This is a genomic window from Streptomyces sp. NPDC002156, assembly GCF_053593675.1.
On the sequence record NZ_JBSFDA010000046.1, the window covers coordinates 13,966 to 31,301 of the forward strand.

Sequence of the window (17,336 nt, forward strand, 5' to 3'; positions counted from 1 at the left end):
CGGTGTATTTGGCTGTGTTCATAGTGATCCTCCTCTCCCCATCCGATAGTTATTTCTCTGACGGAATCTCTGACTCGTCTTCGAACGGAGCCGGGCCATTGGAGTCGAGGCCATGTTCGTCGATGAGCCGCTGGATATATTCGTCAACCGAGGCGATCGTGTCTTCTGGCAGGTCGTAGCGCGTACGCAGATAGGTGCTCATGCTGGGTAGATCGGATGGGGTGAAATACCCAGCCATAATGAACAGATCGGAAAATGGGACTTCGAGCGCTGCACCCAAGGCTCTGAGCGTTTCTGGCTGCGGCGATCTCTTTCCTCGCTCCAGTCGAGTGAGTCCTCCGGCGTCGAGATGCGCCTTCCTGGCAAGCTCGCGAATTCCGAGTTTTCGTTCCTGACGCAAGCGCTGAAGGTATTCCCCAAATTGTAGTGTTGCGTCGCGCTTCATTATCTCGGCGTCTCCTTTATTTGTATTCCCATTTTACCTCGCCCGTTGCCCGAAATCAGCAATTGTTGACAATTCCGCAACGTAATTCCGGGATTACTTTCCGGAGTTCCGGGGGAAGCTTGACGCTTTCCCTATAATGCGACCATTCTTTGAAAGAACGCTGAGATCTTGCCTGCTGTTGGCTTTGGCGCACGGTCGGCTCATGGCGGACCAGTGGCATCAGTCGGTGCGTCCGGCTGGTCGCCGGTGACGAGCTGCCCGAACTCGTCGACGGTGACAATGCGGAAGAGCTCCGGCTGTACCCCCGTGTCGGCCGACAGGGCGGCCTCCAGGGCGCCACGTCGGGCCGTATCCGGGACAACCCAGGTAACGGCGGGAAACAGGCCGTGTCGGGCCTGGTGGGCGCCTGTGGCCGCGTAGCGCTGGTAGGTCTTGGCCTTGCGGACGACGACCGTGGGGTGCTCGGTGGCGCGGTCGGCCTCGATGAACCAGTGGTCCTCGAAGTCACCGCTGGCGGTGACGGCGTACAGGTCGGGCTTGAGCCATTCGAGCGTGCCGTGCGGGTTGACGAACGAGCGCCAGCACGAGGGCTCGGTCTCGACGCTAAGCAGCTCGATAGCCCCTTGGCCGGCGTACTCGTGAAGCTTGACGGCAAGTTCGGCGACGGCCAGGGTGTGCGCGGTGAATGCCAAGGACGGCTCGACATAGCGCCGACGCTTCTTCTCGCCGTGCACGGTGCGCAGCAGCCGCTCGCCCGTCGAGGCGAGCTGCCACACGATCCCCGACGAGCCGCTGCGCACCCCGCCGATGCGCCGGGTGAGCCGCGCCACCAGGCCGTGCGATTCGAGCCGGACGAGGACACGCATGGTGGCTCCCGAAGCCGCCGTGATGGTGGCGTGCCCTTCTCTGAAGTGCAGACGGCGAATTTGGGCGGTGCCGAGGAGCCGGTGAGCGCGTAGCGATTCGAGGACGGCCAGGTCACGTTCGGAGAGCCGTAGTAGCAGGCTGGCGACATCGTTCGGGTTCATAGGGCACCTCCCGTCCAAAGTTGGAGTCGGTGGCAGCCGCCAGGCCCGCCGCCGTGACCCCCGAGTAGGGGGTCAGTCCCATCCCGCAAGGTGGGGCGTAGGCCGGATGAACTGCGGAAATGGCCTGCTGGCAGGGTCGCGAACAGTCGGGCGAAGACAGGGGCGAAGAGAGGCATCATCGCTGCCTCCGTTTCCGACCGATCTGGTCGACGGCTGTGGTCGAGGCAGTCGTGTCAAGCGCCTGTGGCTCGTCGCTGTCAGCCGTGTTCGTGTCAGTCGTGGGCGTGATCGGATCCGGGGCGTAGTTGGCCCGAGCTGTCGCCCGTACGGCCTCGGGGTCGGTGGTGACAGGCGGAGGCGGCAACGTCTCGACCAGTGCCCAGCCGGACGGCAGACCGTCGGCGACGAGGTTGGCGTAGGCGTGGAAGCGCGGAAGTGCCTGGAAGTCCTCGGCAATCAGGGACCGGGTCAGCTTGGCCATGTCCCGCGCGTCCTCGTACTCGGTGGCGAACGCGATCTTGGAGCGGGCGTTCATGTCCACCGCGGTGCGTAGCGCGGGTGGGAACTGGCTGCGGAACTGAGCAGCCAGGAACCAGCCGACTGACAGCGACCTTGAGACGGCCAAGGCGTCAGCGAGGGACACGGGCAGGTTGAGGAACCTCGGAGCCTCGTCGACGTAGACGACGCCAGGACGCTTCTCGGCGCCCGGCTCGTTGGCGCGCTCCTGGGTGGCCTGCCACAGGTCGGCGATGATGAGGCTGCCAAGCAGCGACGCCGTTCCCGGCCCGATGAGTCCTTCGTTCAGAGGGACGAGCACGATCTTATTTTCGCGGAAGATGTCGCGCAGCCGGAACTTGCCGGTGCGTTGGTCGAGCATGTGAATCAGGGCCGGGCGGAGGAGAAACTGCCGCAGCTTGTTGAGCGGCGGTGCGATAGCGGCAGCTTGCGCCTGCGGCGACTGAGCCTCGTACCACGACCAGAATCCGGCGAGGCCAACGTCGCCGTGGACCCGTCCGACCTGCTGGCGACGGAACCTCGGATCGGTGAGCAGCCGCGGCAGATCGACCAGGGTGGCCGGCCTGCTCGGCGTGCTGGCCCTGGCCAGGGTGCGGAGACTGGCCGAGAAAATATCCGCCGAGCGGGGTCCCCAGCCGTCAGCGAAGACCGCCTCGAAGACCGCCAGGACGCCGTCGACGACGACGTCGGGGTCACGGCCGGTAACGTCCAGCGGATTGAACCCCACTGGATTTTCGTCGCCAGCATTCAGCTCGACCACATCACCCCGGCGATGCTCGGGGACCCGCGCGAGGATGTCGTCGATGAGCTGTCGCTTGGGGTCGAGGACAGCAACAGGGCGTCCCGCCTCGATGTCCGCGAGGATCAATCGCAGCGCAACATTGGTCTTGCCGGAGCCGCTCGGGCCGTACGCAATAGCATGGTATGTCTGGTCTTTCGGCCCGATGCCGAGCAGACGGTCGTCGCCTGGTACGGCGCTCCTTGCAAAGACGCGCGATCCGGTATGGACGCTGGCCTCGGCGCGCAGAAGCTTCGGGTGTGCAGGCGGTTGGCCCGGGAAATCGCCCTCACCCAGAGGAAAGCCGAGCAGCCCGACGACTTCGGACACCCCGAGCGACAGCGGCCAACGCCACGGCGAGCGAGCCTCGTTGAGGTGCTTGGGATGCTCGCGCACCAGGTCGATGTGCACCCCAGGACTTTGGGCGGTAGAGATCGCGCTGAGCAGACTCCCGATAAACCGGCGGCGCCGGCCGGAATCCGGGCTCGACGCTCCGAGCCGGATGGTGGTCGCGAACCCGGCCTGCGACGCGCGTTCCTTGAGCCGCGCCCGCGTCTCGGTGCTGGCCGGACGCTCGCCCTGGGTAAGGAGCTGAAGCAGGGTGGTGCTGGGATCGGGAGCGTTCGGCGGAACGGCCCGCGGAGCGCGCCGTGGTCCGAACAGCACCTGCACGACGATCTGTTCACCCTGCCTGAGTGGCGTTGCAAGGCTGGAGAGCAACGCCCGGGTGGTGGCCTCGTGATCGTCGCTCCGTAGCGGCAATCCGGTTGGGTGGAGACGCAACCGCCCTGCCTCATCCACGGGCGGACGAGGTTCAGTTGTGCCGAGGCCCGGTGTGGTCAGCAGGCTGCCGGGGATCAGGTCACCGAGCATCCGGCGGAGCGCCTGGACGTCGGTGGCGTGGCAACCGAGCAGGTGTCGGATGCCGCCAGGGTCGGCCCGGACTTCGAGGACGACGCGTGGTGCATCGCGGTCGGAGGCCAGACGGGTCAGGAATCCGACGACGGCTGCGGAATCCAGCGGACGGGGCAAGTGAAGGCCAGAGAACACCAGCTCGGTGTGGCTACGCATCCAGCTCACCCCTGCCTCACCTCCGTGTTGGAAGAGGTGGCCTCCACTTCAGGCTGACGAGCGGCCTGTTGGGCCTGCGCCTCGAGTTCGGCCTCGGCCATTGCCATCGCCAGGCCGAGCAGCGCCTTCGAGAGCTTGCGGATATCTGGTGAGTCGCGGCGAATGCCACGGACCGTAAAGCGGCGTTCCTCGCGCCCCCTGCGTTCCTTGTTGTTCCCCCTTCGTTTTGAAGTCATAAGGTCACCTCCTTTCCTTGCGAGTGTTGACTGAAATCAACACCCCACATATCCAGTTATCGTTGATCTTAGTCAACGCGTCAATGGCGTTTGTCGATTCCACAACGCGCGACCTCTGTACGGCGGTTGCTACCACCTTGAGCGTCTCCATCGCACGATGGCGACTGTGATCCACGCGCATGAGCCCAGGCAGATAGCGGCGACGATCCAGGGCAACACAGGGCGCAGAAACGCGACGGCGAGATTGATGGCGATGGCTGCGCCGAGACACAGCAGGCAGGCGCGCAAGACCCACACGAACGGATTTCCCATCGGGGATTCGCCTTTCTTCTCGCCGCTCATATGGCCCGCTCGTCGCGGCGACGGTCGCTGGGCACCGGGTAGCCCGGAAGCGACACGTCGGCGTCGATCTGGTTGCCCCACACGAACCACGGCGAGTTGCTCGGCGGCCGACGCCTGGCGAACAGCTCCAGGTACGGGCCGGGCGACAGGCGCTCGATGAGCGGGTACTGCTCCTCGGGCTTGTGTGAGTGGTCTTGCACTGGGGCGGTGATCCACGTCGGCTGTGCACGGAACTGGACCGGTGCCTTGCCGCGAGTGGCGAAGAGCAGGTGCTCGGTCGCGTTGCGCAGGTAGACGCCAAGCCCGAGTCGGAACTTGATCCACGTGAGCGGCGACCGGACGGTGAAGCCCCAGGCTTCGGCAACGTCATAGCCCTCACGGAGGGTGGCATTAGTTACCCAGAGCCACAAATGGGCATCGTCCTCGGCTAGCTCGGCGACGGGCAAAGCCTTGATGCGCTCCAGGGTCATGAGCGGGTAGTGGCGCTCCGCCCCTCGTCCGCCCTTCTGCTGGATGTCCCATGGCGGGTCGGCCAGGATGGTGCGAAACCTGCGCGGAATGCTTGACTGGGTCGGTTCGTTGATGGTGTTCGTCATGTCGTTTTCTCCTTTCGGTCTCCGGAAATCTTGAATGTGACTTGCCGGAATCTGCTTCTAGTTATGAAGCGGGATTGCGAGTTGGGAAATCGTTGGATCGGTCGAATGATCGCCCGAAGATTCGGCCCCGCAGAGCGACCTTTCCTCGGTTACCTGTTGACGCACGGGTGACGAGAAATGTGTTGTGGAATCGGCGACGACCCCAGCCAGAGAGCACGTCACATCGGCGCGTGGACGTGACTTCCGGGGCGTCGGGCGACAAGGCTTGAGAACAATGCCCGTGCGACCGCGCCGGGCGGATCGTCCCGCTCGATATGCGTCACGGTGATGCGCTCGTCGAGCACTCGTGAGCCCAGGCGGTTGCCAAGGACGACGGCGTGAACGTCACCGGGGAATCCCGCCAACTCGGAAAGCACGTCGGATGGTTCAGGGTCCAGCAGCCAGAAGTCCGAGAGCACAACGAGCGTTGCCGCGTGGTCCGGGTGGGCATCGGCAATCTCGATCGCTCGGCAGAGGCTGGGGGCTAGCTCGCTCGTACCTGCACCGTCCGGCGGGACGTGGAGGCCGGGGCGCAGCCTCGCGATTCCACGTCTGGTGATCGGTGTGGGGCGGACGTCGCCGCTCGACGGGATGTCGAAGTGCAGCACAGCCCCCAGCTCGTGGCGCGCACCACGACGAGCGACGACCGAGAAGGCATGCGCCACTTCAGTAAACCGGTTCGACAGGGGGTCGGTTCCGGCTGGGCTGGTGACCGAGCCGGAGTTGTCGAAGTCGGCGATGGTCAGCGTCGGCACGGTGGCCGGACGACCAGCACTGCCGAGCAGGTAGTCCGTACGGGCTCGCGTGGCCGGCGTGCCCAGCGTCGGGGATCCAAGTAGGCGACTGCCGAGGAGCGTGCTGGGAAGCAGCGAGCCGATGCGGTTCACGCGGCACCACCTCGACGCGTACGCCTCCCGATAACTCCGCTTTGTTCACCGGCCGGAAAGCCGTGTCCGAGCACCTGCGGGTTGCGGCGCTGCACCCTCCAGGACAGGGACTCCACCCGCTTGCCGGCGGCCTGGCCGCGCAGCTGGTACTCGTCCCGAATGGAGCGCTCTGCTGCCTCGGCCTGTGCCTTGCCCCTGAACGCCGAAGACCTGGCCAGCTTGAGGTATCGCTGTTCGGCCTTCTGGGCGCGCTTGGCCATACCGGCAAGCAAGTCCGCCACTTCGTCGGCGGCCGAGTAGCCGAGCAGGCCTGACCCGATCGCCGTGGCCGCAGCCAGCAGCCCGAACGTCAGCCCCGATGCGCTGCCCTCGATGCTGGCCCGAAGGCAGAAGATGCCGACGGCGAGCAGCGCTACGACGACGAGGGAGAAGAAGCTGATGAGCTTCACGATGCTGCCGCCGTTGTCGGTGCCCGCGAACAGACGCGCATACCGCGCCTCGTCGTCGGTCAGCGACTCGGGATCGCGCTGCCGGGCTTTGGCCATACGGATGTACTTCAGTTCCGCCCCGACCAGTCCGGCGCAGGCGGCGGCCAAGCCGGAGGCGAGCGACTGCCCGAACGCGATGGATGGGACATCGCCGTTGGTGACCGCCGCCGACCAGACACCTGCGGTGTCGCCGAACCAAAGCACCGGCCAGCCGATCCAATAGCGCAGCTTCGTCCACGGTTCGCGCCGTGTATATGGGGTCAGGACCCACGCCGCGTGCTGGTAGTCGGCCTGTGCTTGGCGAACCTCGTGCTCCTGCTCCGACAGCAGGAACTCCGTGCCCGCGGCAACGCGGTCCAGGCCGCGTGCTCGCTCCTGGAACGGGCGAGCGGCGCGCTCGCCCTCGGCCAGCCAGATCAGTTCCTGCTCGTCGGCCAGCGTGTGGTACTCCTGCTCGGCATACGTCACGCCGACACCGGACGGGCGGGCGTGACCACCGACTTCATCCAGTCGGGGCAGCGAAACCGCGTCGGCTTCCTGCGTCCATGCGTCCAGCGGCGCTGTCGTGTCGCGGAACAGCTTCACGGCGGTCACCGTCCCTCGGAGGCGTAGTCGGTGACGGAGACGCACTTCGCAGCGCCGGTCTTCTTGCACAGAGCGTCGTAATAGGTGACCAGGCCCTCGACGACGTCCGAACGCGGTGGTGTCCCGGCCACCCGGCCGAGTCCAGCGACGGTGACGGAAGCACCCGGGAGCTTCGGCATGGCCGTCTTGTTCGCCAGCTCCGCAGCTTCCTGCTTGCTGATGGCTCGCTTGCCCAGATCGATGCCAACGTTCTGGAAGCCGTCCGTGAGGATGAACAGGTGCAGACGGAAGTCACCGCCTACCTGGTTGATCCATTCACCGGCCAGCCGGTACTCGGCCGTGATGTCGCTGCCCTTGCCCTTGAGGCCGGCGACCGCGGGCCCGTATGCATCCCGGATCTCGGTCATGGCGTCGTCGACTACGACCGCAGCCCTCTTGAGCCGAGCATTGTCGGTGGCGCCGTGGAGCAGAAGCGGTCCGTCGAAGAGTGTCGCTGTGGCCGCACTGGAGGCGGAGAAGACGGATACCCGCAGGCGGCCGGAGCAAATGGCGGTGGTGCGGACAACCTGCTCGATGGCGGCCATCCGTTCCTCGGTGATTTCCTTCGTGTCGCTCGACCCCGTGCCGTCGACCTGGATATCCGAGGCGGGCGGCGATGACGCGTCGCAATCGGTGAGGATCTGCTTGTCCTGGGCGAGTTCGCCGTGCGGAGACGAGCCGACGGAACAGGCAGTCATGGTCGTCGCGACTGTGAGCGCAGCAACTGCGGCGAGCCGAAAACGTCGCGGCGACGGATTCGGGACAACGCGAAGACTGTCGGTGGTGTGAATGGTGAGGCGCATAGCAGGACCTCCTTTGGTGATGTCGTTTGTGCTTGGGGGAGTTCGTCCCGGGGGTGAGGCTCCAGAAGGAGCCCCACCCCCGGAAGCGTTTTAGCTACGGCTGGTTGGCACCGCGAAAGCGCTCCGGCTTGTGTCGCTGGTTCTGTTCACGACGCATGCGACGACGTTCCTTGCCGTCGCCGGCGGGCTGGACCAAGGAGATGTCCGCGTCCTTTCGGCTGAGGCTCTTTTCGAGCCTGGTCATTTCCTCTGTCCGATGTGCGATCTGGGCGCGCTCGGCCGTGCGAATGCGCGGGGTGTAGCTGTTTCGAGGCATGGCGAAGCTCCTCTGCTGATGGTGTGGTGTGAGAAGTGGTGAGCCGAGACGTCGACTTCACCGGAGCGGCGCCGGAGACGAAGGACGAGCGGGCACTCTCGTGCAGTCGCTCGAACGTCAGTCCCACTCGTCAAGCCCTGGAACCGGGCCTTGGCACGGACCAGTTGGTCGCCGCACACCAACCATGAATCAGGCCACCAGCTCGCGTACATGCCGTTGACCTGCCATGTTTCAACGTGTCATGACAGCAGCCACCGGATGTCATGACATCCGGTGGCGTGTCAGATGGGCGACATGCACTACCTTGCGGGCAGTAGTGACGCGGCTGGTTGTGGAGGAGTGGGCTTGAACGTCGTTATCCGGGATGAACTCGTCGCGAGCTTCAAATTTCTGCGCGAAGGTACGGGGCTAACCGCAATTAAGCTCAAGTCGCACCCCCTTCTTTTGCATCTGCTTGGTGTAGATATTCCACCAGAAGGCGTTACGAAGTTGGTCTTGAGTCCCGAAGACTCGGCAAGCCTGATCGCCACGCTCGATAAAATGTCTATGCTGATCGATGACGAAAATCAGCAAAAAGCTGTCCGCAGTGCCCTGGCCCTAGGGTACGACCCTCGCACAGGCCCGGACGAGCGCCGAAGGCAAATCGCTAAAAGTGGGCCGCATGTAACCGCAGAGATCGCGCGTAGTGAGCGACAGGTTCGACGATATGAAGAAAAAGGTTTCGAAACACTGGCCGACATCATAATTAAGAACTCATCGGCATTGCTCGGCAAACAGCAAGACGCATCTGCCGATCCCATCCATGATCCGCCACAATTGCCGCCCTCAACTGAAGAAGAGGAACCGACCAACGAGGAAAAGTTCAAAAAGTTTCTCTGGTCATTGGTCGATCGATACTCCGACAGGGCGACTATAGGCGCCGACGCCTGCCTAGCACTCGTATTGGTGCTAGGTCTTATTTCGGGTGCCCTCATCATGAAGGAGGTATCGCCAGACAAGAACGACCTGATTAGCGATGCACTCAAAGAGAGGTATGCCAGGCTAGAATCCAAACCGCCAGGATCCATCAATCCTAATTTGGCAAAAGTCGAAGTTGCAGTATCAGGCCAATCCAGCGCAGACGATAGTCATGGATGGGGGCCGAAGCGACGCGCATTCACCATGAAGAAGCCTGCGCCCTATCCTGTACTCAACTCGATCACCGACCACGATCAGCACGGGGATGAGCGCAACTTTGTGCAGTGCCGTGACAGAGAAAACGCTATCTGGAGCACGGAAGTAACGGCTCGTGACGACCATACCTACCAGTGCTACATCTGGTTCGATAACGCAGTAGCTCCGAACCTCAATGACGGAAACAGTGCGGCAAAGCTGCATGACACGCGCGTTCGCGTGCGTCTCCCCGTAAACAAATCCAATACCCCATCCCTCGTCGGAATCCTGTCGGCAGCGGACTCTATGACGGTGTGGGCAAGCTGCACTTTTACCTCCTCGCAGCCCGTCACAATCACGTACCAGCGTGGGAGTGCACGGGTACATGTGCTGCCCTACGACAACACTCCTGGCCCTCCGCAACTCGCGGAGACGTTTAACGGTGACACCGCAACAAGTGGGATTACAACGCCTTCCGGCACACTCCTTGGGGAGAATAAGCTAGACGGCGTTATCGGCCAAAATGCTGGTTACGTTCTATTCGACGTCAAGGTCAAGCTTGGATAGTGTTGACTAAAGTGCGTCTACATGTTTAAATAAACACAGATTGCCGAATTGGCAATAGATCCTTGCCTCTCTCTTCTGGTGTGGCACCCTGCCCGTTCCCCCGAACTAGCGGCGTGCCCCATCCGAATCGAATGAGAGGTACGACAGCATGCCGGAAGAACGCCTCACCAGCGACCTTCGTAACATCGGTTTTGAATCCAACAAAAGCCTGTTCGGGTCTACGCCAGAGTTCACGATCGAGGACATGAAGGCTTCGGCCTTCGACACCCGATACAGCGACCCCAAGACGATCCCCGTCAAGCTGGATCACGACACCACCGTTCAGGTGGCCGTCACCGTGGCGCGAACTGTCTTCGCGAAGGACGAGTCGGGCGATGTGTATCCGCCCGAGGACACCGTCTACTTCGAGTACCCGGACTGGTCCTTCGAGGGCTGGATCGTGGAGGAAGGCTCCAGCTACAGCGACCCGAAGAGGCGCGTACGCGCGTACGTCTACTCCAACGGCAGCCCCAACCTGGACATTCAGCTCGATGAGGTGATCGCTCAGGTCATCCCCACAAGCTCACGAGACTGAGTCAGCTCCGACGAACCCCACCCTGCAACCCAGCGAAGAACACCCCGTGTCCGCTGGCGGTCGCGGGGTGTTTTGATTTTCTGAGGGTGCCGCTCAGAACCACTCGCCCCTTCAGGCCGTGGCCGGCCTGGTAGGCAGACGTACTCCAAGATGGTTCCGGCGGGCTCGTCGTCCGGAAGGCTAGAGCGATCGTCGGTGCCCGGCTTGCATGATGCCGGGCACCTCGCTTACCTCATCACGAACGACCTGCGGTTCTTGAGGAGGTCGTCACGGTTGTTAAACAAGGCGAAGAAGTCGCCGAAGGCCGGGATCGCATGGCCCGCGCCTCGTGCTGCATGTCCTCGGTCCCGAAGCACTTCGATGACGTACCTCGCCAGTGCTGTACAAAGGAAGGTGCCTTCCTTCGCTACGTACTCGCTTTCGTACTCAGCGATGGAGGCTTCTCCGGCGCTTGTCACTGGGGTGCCGTCCTCTCTGATGGACCGGATGATCAGCTTGTCCCCCATGAGCTCCTCGATGGCGCTCGCATACTCCGAATTCCGACGTGTCTGCCGCGCAGGCCGCTTGTCAAGCAACGGCTTCCCAACCACCTGGAACCAGCGCGCTACTGGGTCGAGAGACGGAGCCTTACCCGACAGCACATCAAGGTTGTAGTAGCGGGTGGTCTTGGCGAACTCGGCGAGGAACGTCACCGCGTCGTCGATGATTTCTGGGTGCGGCAACTTCCAACGAAGCTCACTCTGATCGAGCTTTTCCCGGATTTCTCGTACGGCGCAAAGCAACTTACTCAAGTCGTGACTGTAGGCTTTCTTGAGTTGCTGGTCGCTGGGGAACTCCCCATTCTCCACAAGGGAGTCGAGCAAGATGGTCAACTTCATGACACGTTCCAGCCCGATGGTGTAGCTGAAGAATCCTCCGTAGTATTTCTCCGGCTCCTGATAGCTGGCCTTGCGCAGGGTTGTTAGACCAATATACAAGGTTTGGGCTGCGAGACCAGCCTCATGCAATAGCGGCTGAAAGATCGGTGAATCCCACGGACTTGCCGACGGCTTACCGTTTGCCATGCGACACACCTCTCGTGTGCTGATTGCCTGTCATGGATCAACGGTAGCGGCCAGACATGGCAGGCTCCACCGGGTTTTGGTTAGTTCAAAGTACATGCCAGATGTGACAGATTCAGAGGCAGAGGCATAATGAAAAGTGGCGGGAGCCACCCAGGCAGCGACATCAGTCGCGTCCAGGTGGGCTCCCGCCTTGTGCTTCACCTTCGACCTCACGCTCGAAGGTGAAGCGGTGTGCTACTCGTCCGAGGTCTTGCCTCGGCGAGTAGCCGGACGGCCGACGGGGGTTGACTCTTCAGTCTTCTCCTCCGCGGTGTCCTCGGCACCGAAGATTGCCGAAATGGCGTTACGGCGCGTCTGCACCTCACGCTCGATGTCGGCACGGATTGCCGCTGCCTTCTGGAGGATGGCCGGGTCAGACTTGGTCTTCTCGACCCAGTGCTCCAGGGCGAACCGAATTTCCTCGGTGGTGCTGCGTCCGGTGATCTGGGCGACAACGTCCAGCTGTGCTCGCAGATCCTCGGTGATCCGGACTGCCAGCGTGCGAAGCTGGCCTGTTCCTGTTGGTTGCTCGCTCATCGCGAGCCACCTCCTCGGTGAATTGCGGCCGACGAACCCTGGTGGTTCATCTCGTGTAGCCGCAGGACATCGACGAGGAATTTTTGATGTTGATTTCCGTCAACACTTCTATTTATGAACCATGCGTTGATCAAAGTCAACACTAATTCGGTGGCGTTGTAAATTCCGCCCTCTGCAAAGCTCGCGAAGTGTGGCATTAATAGATCAAGGAACGGCAGTAGCCTTCTCTAAACTCCGCCTCCCGCCAGCTCCCGGCGGTTGACGGCGGAAACCCCGTCCTGGTGGTCCGCACAGGCCATCAGGACGGGGTGTTCTTTTTTTCTACCCCCATTGAACCAATACGTTGTAAATTTCACGCCTTCTCAAAAGTAACCAACCATGTCTAAATCAATCAAGAATATCGCAAGATATTCCCCACCTGTAGGACAACATCAGGGAGCGATGTTTAGATGAGGGCCATCAAACGGCTCGCGGTGCTGACAAGCAGCGCCGTTCTTGCAACCAGCGGAATGTTCCTGTCGGCCAGCCCGGCAAGCGCGGCCTCGTGTTACGGCAGCAGCTGCAACAACAAGGACCCGCAGGCCACCGGCTGTACGGCGGGAGCCTGGACTCAGGCTGCCGTGGACGTCTTCGCTAAGACCACCCTCGGCAAGCCGGTGTACGCGGGCAGGCTCGAACTGCGTGGCACCAACAACTGCGGAAGCGTCCAGTGGGCACGCTTCACGCCGGTGTATGGAGGCTTCACGTACAAGGTCCGTGCCGAGCAGCCCGAGTCGGGCTACAACTCGGACTGGCAAAACGGGAACGAGTGGCAGACCGCATGGTCGAACCAAATCCACTCGCCGCGTATGTGCGTACGCGGACACATCATCACCAGCACCTGGTACACGACCATGGAGTTCTACACGCCATGCCTGTGATCCAGTGACCCGTCCTTAATCGGGTGTGGGCCGTCGGCTCGGGGTATTCGCCCCGGCCGACGGCACATCAACACGTATAAGAAACTAAACAGGGCACCTATCAATGGAAATGATTCAGATTATTTTGCAAGCAATCTACAGTTTACTAACACAGCTGACCATCGTTTGGCCAGTCGGGCTTCTACTACTCGGGGCTTTCTTTTTGGTGGAGTCATCAAAGAAGTATCGAAAATTTGCGGCGCCAACTTTTCTTATTGCAGGCGGACTTGTCCTCGTGCTTCTGCTCATACTTACGGCCGGACAGGCGTACGGCGTCAAGGCCATGGCCTACCAGCAGTTCGGCGTGCTTGTGTACTACATAACCTTGGGCGCCTGGTTTATCTACGCTTTCAGGGGCAGGAACAAGAAATCATAAAGACTGGCAACTCATCGTAGCTGCCAGAGCGTGCTTGAATTAAAAGTGTGCGGCCCCCCTGGGTGGCTTACGCCTTCCAGGGAACAGGAAAACAACTCGCACCCCGTGACAACAACAGTCACGGGGTGCTCGTGTATGGGAATCGATTTGTCGGATCAAGGACAGTCGCCGGCCTACGGTTGAGCCGCGTCCTTCAAACAGGCCGCGACTCATCCCATTGATACAGCGCGTCAAGGAAGCGTTGCAGCAGCGCCTCCTCCGCCACGCGCAGGACCGGCCCCTTGGGAGGCTTGGTGGCTCCGGGGATACGTACGGGCATGGTGGTGAGCGGCGGCGGTTTCGCTGCCCTGTCCAGTTCGAGTTCTGCCCACACGATCTTCCCTCCGGCGTGCGGTCGGAAGACGTCCCACTGCTTGCACGTCGCTCCAATGAGCAGCAGTCCGCGTCCACCTTCGGCGTCGTCGCCGGGGCTCTCGGTTACGGGTACGTCAGGGCTCCTGTCCCAGACGTCCAAGACCAGGCTCGTACCGGTGGCACGGAGCTGCACCCCGATGACGTGCTCCGCCGTAATTTCCCATGACTTCGGTTCCGGGTCGGTGAGCCCGGTTGCCCGCAGAGCATTGGTGACGAGTTCCGACATCACCAGCTCCGCCGTCTCGACGTATTCGGCCAACTTCCACCGGGTCAACGTCAGCCGGACGAGCATGCGCGAGCAACTGGCGGCTGACGGTACGGCAGCCAGTTGCAAGCTGCTGGTGTAGACCCAGTCGCGGTTCGGCGGGACCTCTTGTTCATCGGTCACGAGGCAATCACCTCGAAGACCTCAGCGCCTGCGTCCAGTTCCAACTTCATGAGCAGGTGAATCTGCAACAGCGGATGAAGCGCGAGGTGATCCATGGTCGGTACGACCACGTGGTGACCACCGACGCGGGTGAGTTCAGCGACCAATGACCCGAACACTCTCGTGCAGCCGGGTACGAACTCTTGAAAGGTCATGGCGTACCGATAGCCCTCGGAGGCGGCGAAGAGTTGGAGACCACGCTCAAGTGCAAGCAACTCGTCGTCGGTCTGGCTTCGCTGGACGCGCATGTACCCGTAGATCAGGGGACGTTCTTGGTCGGTCACGCGCGCCGCCCCTGAACTACCCAGATACGAGCGCCGGTTTCCTGCTCGATGTGCTGCCGCATGGCGTCCTGGAGGCCGGGCAGCCGAGCGAAGTGCCAGAGCGAGGGGACGATGATGTCCTTGACGTCGTGGAGCTTCAAGGAGTCGAGCATCACGGAGAACGCGGATTCCGAACACCTGATGTTTTCTGTGAACACCTGGTCGAGCGCAAAGCCTTCGCGCTGGGCGTATGCGGTCAACTCTCGCTTCACGCGCTCGGATTCGTCGTCCGATTCCTCAATGCTCACGACGCGCATGTAGCCGTAAATTGCAGGTCGCATGAAGTCCCCTTTCGCCGCTTCGAAGCCGGTCCAGTGACGGGCTTGGGGCCAGGCGCCGTTGGACCGGCATAACGGCAAGAAAAGCCCCTTGACCTGCGGAAACCCAGAGCGAAGGAGGGGCAAGAACGACGCAAAAATGAGGCAAGGGCGGCCTTGACCTGCGTAAACGGCCCCCGGGTGGCTATGGTGGGTACGCCCCCGAGCCCCGGGAGGGAAGTGCGATGGCGGCCAAGCGCATGCGGCTCGCTCAGCGTCGCAAATCTGCGGGATACAGCCAAGACAAGCTCGCCGAACGACTGGGCATCGAGCGCTCGACGGTCGTGCGCTGGGAGACGGCCGAGAGTGAACCCCAGCCCTGGGTACGTCCCAAGCTCGCTGCCGCGCTCAACGTGACACTCGACGAGTTGGAGTCCCTACTCGACGACGTGACGGTCATCCAGACGAAGCCCAGCGAGCGCATGAGCTACGTCCTGGAGCACCCTTCGTCAGTAGACCTGGTGGCAGTCGCCTACTTACACGAGCGGATTCGCCAACTCGACGAGCGGTACGACAGAGCACCCTCGACGGCTCTGCTCGGACCCGCCGGCCAGGTCCACGGGCAGGTGAAGTTCCTTCGAGAGAACGCGACCAACCCCCGCGTGCGCAAAGCCCTCTTCGAAGTCGAAGCTGAGTCGGCCACGTTCATGGGACAGCTCGTCTGGGACGTGAGCCAGCGGCGCGACCACGACGCACCGGTCGCCTATCTGGACGAGGCGGTGACCGCGGCCCGCCAGGTACGAGATCCGTACGCCGAGGCATACGCGACGCTACGCAAGAGCTTCGTGGCGCTCTACGGCGAGAAAGACCCCCTCAAGGGCGCAACGCTCGCGGGACAGGCGGCGGAGGTCGCACGATCCGCCAGTCCTTCCCTTACCGGGCTGAGTTTGCTTCACGTGGCCGAGGGCTACGCCATGAGCGGCGACCTCAAGTCATGCGAGGAGGCACTGACGCAAGCGGAGGCGCAGCTCGACCGGGTCGGTGCCAACGACGTAGCGGCCGAGTACTACACGATCAACGAGTTCAGCCGCTTGTCGGGCTCGTGCTACCTCTTCTTGAACCTGCCCGAGCGCGCCGAACCCATCCTGCGTATGACCGCCAGGGCGCTCGCCGCGAAGCAGAAGAGCCAGGCCATCGCGCTAGGGAATCTGACCTTGTCTCTGATCCGCCAGCGTAAGCTCGACGAAGCGTCGGCGACCATGCACCGGACGATCGACGCCGTGGAGCTGACACGCGGTGGCGGCGGTCTTAACCTGGCATTCGCCGCTGGTCGAGAGCTTCGCGAGTGGCGGCACGAGCCGTGGGTGCAGGACGTCAATGATCGTCTTCTGGCCCTCATGGCGGCGATCTGACGGGACCGGTAGGGGCACATGAGGAACATCGACCAGGCCAAGGAAGCCGTCCGCGACCAGGTATGGCGCCTGCTCGAACGTGAGAGCGCGGTGCCGGAAGGTTCGTACGGCAAGATCCCCGGCTTCTACGGCGCGGAGGCGACGGCTGAGCGCCTGGCCGAGCTGGACGTGTGGAAGCAGGCCCGGACGGTCAAGGCGAACCCCGACTGGGCCCAACTGCCGGTCCGAATCCGCGCTCTGCAGGACGGCAAGCTCCTCTATATGGCCGTGCCGAGGATGGCGAGCCTCCAACCGTTCTACTTGCTGGACCCCGAGACGCTTGAGCTACCTGTCGAGCAGGCTGCGGAAAAGAAGGGTGCCGCACAGGTGGCTCGCCGAGTCGGCGTCGAGGACATGCGTCCCATTGACGTGGTGATCTGCGGCAGCGTGGCCGTCAACCGCTCCGGTGCACGTATTGGCAAGGGCGCGGGGTACTCCGACCTAGAGGTGGCGCTCCTGATCGAGGCGGGCCTCGTGACGGACGAGACGGTCATTGTCGCGCCCGTTCACCAGCTCCAGGTCGTCGACGAGGAGATCCCCGAGACAGAGCACGACTTCAGTGTGGATCTCATCGTCACGCCGGACGAGGTGATCGAGTGCCCCAACAGGCGCCGGCCCCGAGGGCTCGTCTGGAACGACCTCACGGCGGAGAAGATTGCAGCGATCCCGGCGCTTGCCGCGCAGGCAAGCGCTCGTCGTACTGAATAGAAGCCGTGCGTACGACTTCCGCACACAGCGGGTGCGGAATACGCGACATCCCTACCACCAGAGAATTAGCGAGTGGTAGTCGAAATGTCACACCGAGTCACTTTCTGCTGATATAATCCAACCATGAAGCTGTCTTTTGAAATCCTAGCCAGCCTCGTAAATTTTCCGTGCCCTCGCTGCGGGTACGAGGTTGAGATTCAGTTTCTTGATGCCCGTGTACAGGCATATCGGTACTGCCCATGCTGTCGAGCACGCATCCGCCTGGTTGACGCCGACGGCTCTATGTTCGGAGCGCTTGAGGAAGTAGACCTTGCCATGG

The 17,336-nt window shown here is 62.4% G+C and carries 20 protein-coding genes; 6 read left to right on the forward strand and 14 right to left on the reverse strand.

Annotation, left to right across the window (positions count from 1 at the left end; translation table 11 throughout):
• Positions 1-49: 49 nt before the first annotated feature.
• The 9 genes from ACWCRB_RS20185 to ACWCRB_RS20225 form a co-directional block, all read right to left on the reverse strand.
• Positions 50-445 carry a helix-turn-helix domain-containing protein gene (locus ACWCRB_RS20185; protein WP_450997344.1) on the reverse strand — a complete coding sequence of 132 codons (396 nt, stop codon included), beginning with the start codon at positions 443-445 and terminating at the stop codon, positions 50-52.
• A 200-nt stretch (positions 446-645) separates the two neighbouring features.
• Positions 646-1,473: a replication-relaxation family protein gene (locus tag ACWCRB_RS20190; protein WP_450997345.1), complete on the reverse strand. Its 828-nt coding sequence runs from the start codon at positions 1,471-1,473 to the stop codon at positions 646-648.
• A 175-nt stretch (positions 1,474-1,648) separates the two neighbouring features.
• Positions 1,649-3,838, reverse strand: coding sequence for a type IV secretory system conjugative DNA transfer family protein (locus ACWCRB_RS20195; RefSeq protein WP_450997346.1), 2,190 nt, complete (start codon positions 3,836-3,838; stop codon positions 1,649-1,651).
• Between the two features lie 5 nt (positions 3,839-3,843).
• Positions 3,844-4,074: a hypothetical protein gene (locus ACWCRB_RS20200; protein ID WP_450997347.1), complete on the reverse strand. Its 231-nt coding sequence runs from the start codon at positions 4,072-4,074 to the stop codon at positions 3,844-3,846.
• A gap of 338 nt (positions 4,075-4,412) precedes the next feature.
• The gene (locus tag ACWCRB_RS20205) at positions 4,413-5,012 is read right to left on the reverse strand and encodes an MT-A70 family methyltransferase (RefSeq protein WP_450997348.1); all 600 of its coding nucleotides are present in this window, start codon (positions 5,010-5,012) and stop codon (positions 4,413-4,415) included.
• Between the two features lie 218 nt (positions 5,013-5,230).
• Positions 5,231-5,938: a hypothetical protein gene (locus tag ACWCRB_RS20210; RefSeq protein WP_450997349.1), complete on the reverse strand. Its 708-nt coding sequence runs from the start codon at positions 5,936-5,938 to the stop codon at positions 5,231-5,233.
• On the reverse strand, positions 5,935-7,011 hold the full coding sequence (locus ACWCRB_RS20215) for a hypothetical protein (protein WP_450997350.1): 1,077 nt from the start codon (positions 7,009-7,011) through the stop codon (positions 5,935-5,937). The genes ACWCRB_RS20210 and ACWCRB_RS20215 overlap by 4 nt, the downstream gene beginning before the upstream one ends.
• Before the next feature lie 5 nt (positions 7,012-7,016).
• A complete protein-coding gene (locus ACWCRB_RS20220; RefSeq protein ID WP_450997351.1) occupies positions 7,017-7,853 on the reverse strand; it encodes a hypothetical protein in 837 nt (278 codons plus the stop codon).
• Between the two features lie 94 nt (positions 7,854-7,947).
• Complete coding sequence (locus ACWCRB_RS20225) at positions 7,948-8,169, reverse strand: hypothetical protein (RefSeq protein ID WP_450997352.1); 222 nt, start codon at positions 8,167-8,169, stop codon at positions 7,948-7,950.
• Positions 8,170-8,514: 345 nt separating this feature from the next.
• On the opposite strand from ACWCRB_RS20225, the gene ACWCRB_RS20230 reads away from it, so the two are divergent.
• Both ACWCRB_RS20230 and ACWCRB_RS20235 read left to right on the forward strand, forming a co-directional pair.
• Positions 8,515-9,888, forward strand: a complete 1,374-nt coding sequence (locus tag ACWCRB_RS20230) for a hypothetical protein (RefSeq protein ID WP_450997353.1) — start codon at positions 8,515-8,517, stop codon at positions 9,886-9,888.
• Positions 9,889-10,132: 244 nt separating this feature from the next.
• A complete protein-coding gene (locus ACWCRB_RS20235) occupies positions 10,133-10,462 on the forward strand; it encodes a hypothetical protein (protein ID WP_450997354.1) in 330 nt (109 codons plus the stop codon).
• A gap of 227 nt (positions 10,463-10,689) precedes the next feature.
• Here ACWCRB_RS20235 and ACWCRB_RS20240 read toward each other — a convergent pair whose 3' ends face one another.
• The gene (locus tag ACWCRB_RS20240; protein WP_450997355.1) at positions 10,690-11,526 is read right to left on the reverse strand and encodes a hypothetical protein; all 837 of its coding nucleotides are present in this window, start codon (positions 11,524-11,526) and stop codon (positions 10,690-10,692) included.
• A 234-nt stretch (positions 11,527-11,760) separates the two neighbouring features.
• On the reverse strand, positions 11,761-12,102 hold the full coding sequence (locus ACWCRB_RS20245) for a hypothetical protein (protein ID WP_450997356.1): 342 nt from the start codon (positions 12,100-12,102) through the stop codon (positions 11,761-11,763).
• A 449-nt stretch (positions 12,103-12,551) separates the two neighbouring features.
• Between ACWCRB_RS20245 and ACWCRB_RS20250 the strand changes: the two genes are divergently transcribed.
• The gene (locus ACWCRB_RS20250; protein WP_450997357.1) at positions 12,552-13,022 is read left to right on the forward strand and encodes a hypothetical protein; all 471 of its coding nucleotides are present in this window, start codon (positions 12,552-12,554) and stop codon (positions 13,020-13,022) included.
• A 103-nt stretch (positions 13,023-13,125) separates the two neighbouring features.
• The gene (locus tag ACWCRB_RS20255) at positions 13,126-13,437 is read left to right on the forward strand and encodes a hypothetical protein (RefSeq protein ID WP_450997358.1); all 312 of its coding nucleotides are present in this window, start codon (positions 13,126-13,128) and stop codon (positions 13,435-13,437) included.
• A 193-nt stretch (positions 13,438-13,630) separates the two neighbouring features.
• Here the strand turns inward: ACWCRB_RS20255 and ACWCRB_RS20260 are convergent, their stop codons facing one another.
• From ACWCRB_RS20260 to ACWCRB_RS20270, 3 genes are read right to left on the reverse strand one after another with little or no spacing between them, the layout of a single operon-like run.
• Positions 13,631-14,239, reverse strand: a complete 609-nt coding sequence (locus tag ACWCRB_RS20260) for an ATP-binding protein (protein WP_450997359.1) — start codon at positions 14,237-14,239, stop codon at positions 13,631-13,633.
• The gene (locus ACWCRB_RS20265; protein WP_450997360.1) at positions 14,236-14,562 is read right to left on the reverse strand and encodes a recombinase family protein; all 327 of its coding nucleotides are present in this window, start codon (positions 14,560-14,562) and stop codon (positions 14,236-14,238) included. Before ACWCRB_RS20265 ends, ACWCRB_RS20260 begins: the two co-directional genes overlap by 4 nt.
• Entirely contained in the window at positions 14,559-14,882 is a 324-nt protein-coding gene (locus ACWCRB_RS20270; protein ID WP_450997361.1) for a recombinase family protein, read from the reverse strand. The genes ACWCRB_RS20265 and ACWCRB_RS20270 overlap by 4 nt, the downstream gene beginning before the upstream one ends.
• 221 nt (positions 14,883-15,103) lie before the next feature.
• Here ACWCRB_RS20270 and ACWCRB_RS20275 point away from each other — a divergent pair, with 221 nt between their 5' ends.
• On the forward strand, positions 15,104-16,270 hold the full coding sequence (locus ACWCRB_RS20275; RefSeq protein WP_450997362.1) for a helix-turn-helix transcriptional regulator: 1,167 nt from the start codon (positions 15,104-15,106) through the stop codon (positions 16,268-16,270).
• 18 nt (positions 16,271-16,288) lie between these two features.
• On the forward strand, positions 16,289-17,017 hold the full coding sequence (locus ACWCRB_RS20280) for a 5-formyltetrahydrofolate cyclo-ligase (protein WP_450997363.1): 729 nt from the start codon (positions 16,289-16,291) through the stop codon (positions 17,015-17,017).
• Positions 17,018-17,336: the final 319 nt, after the last annotated feature.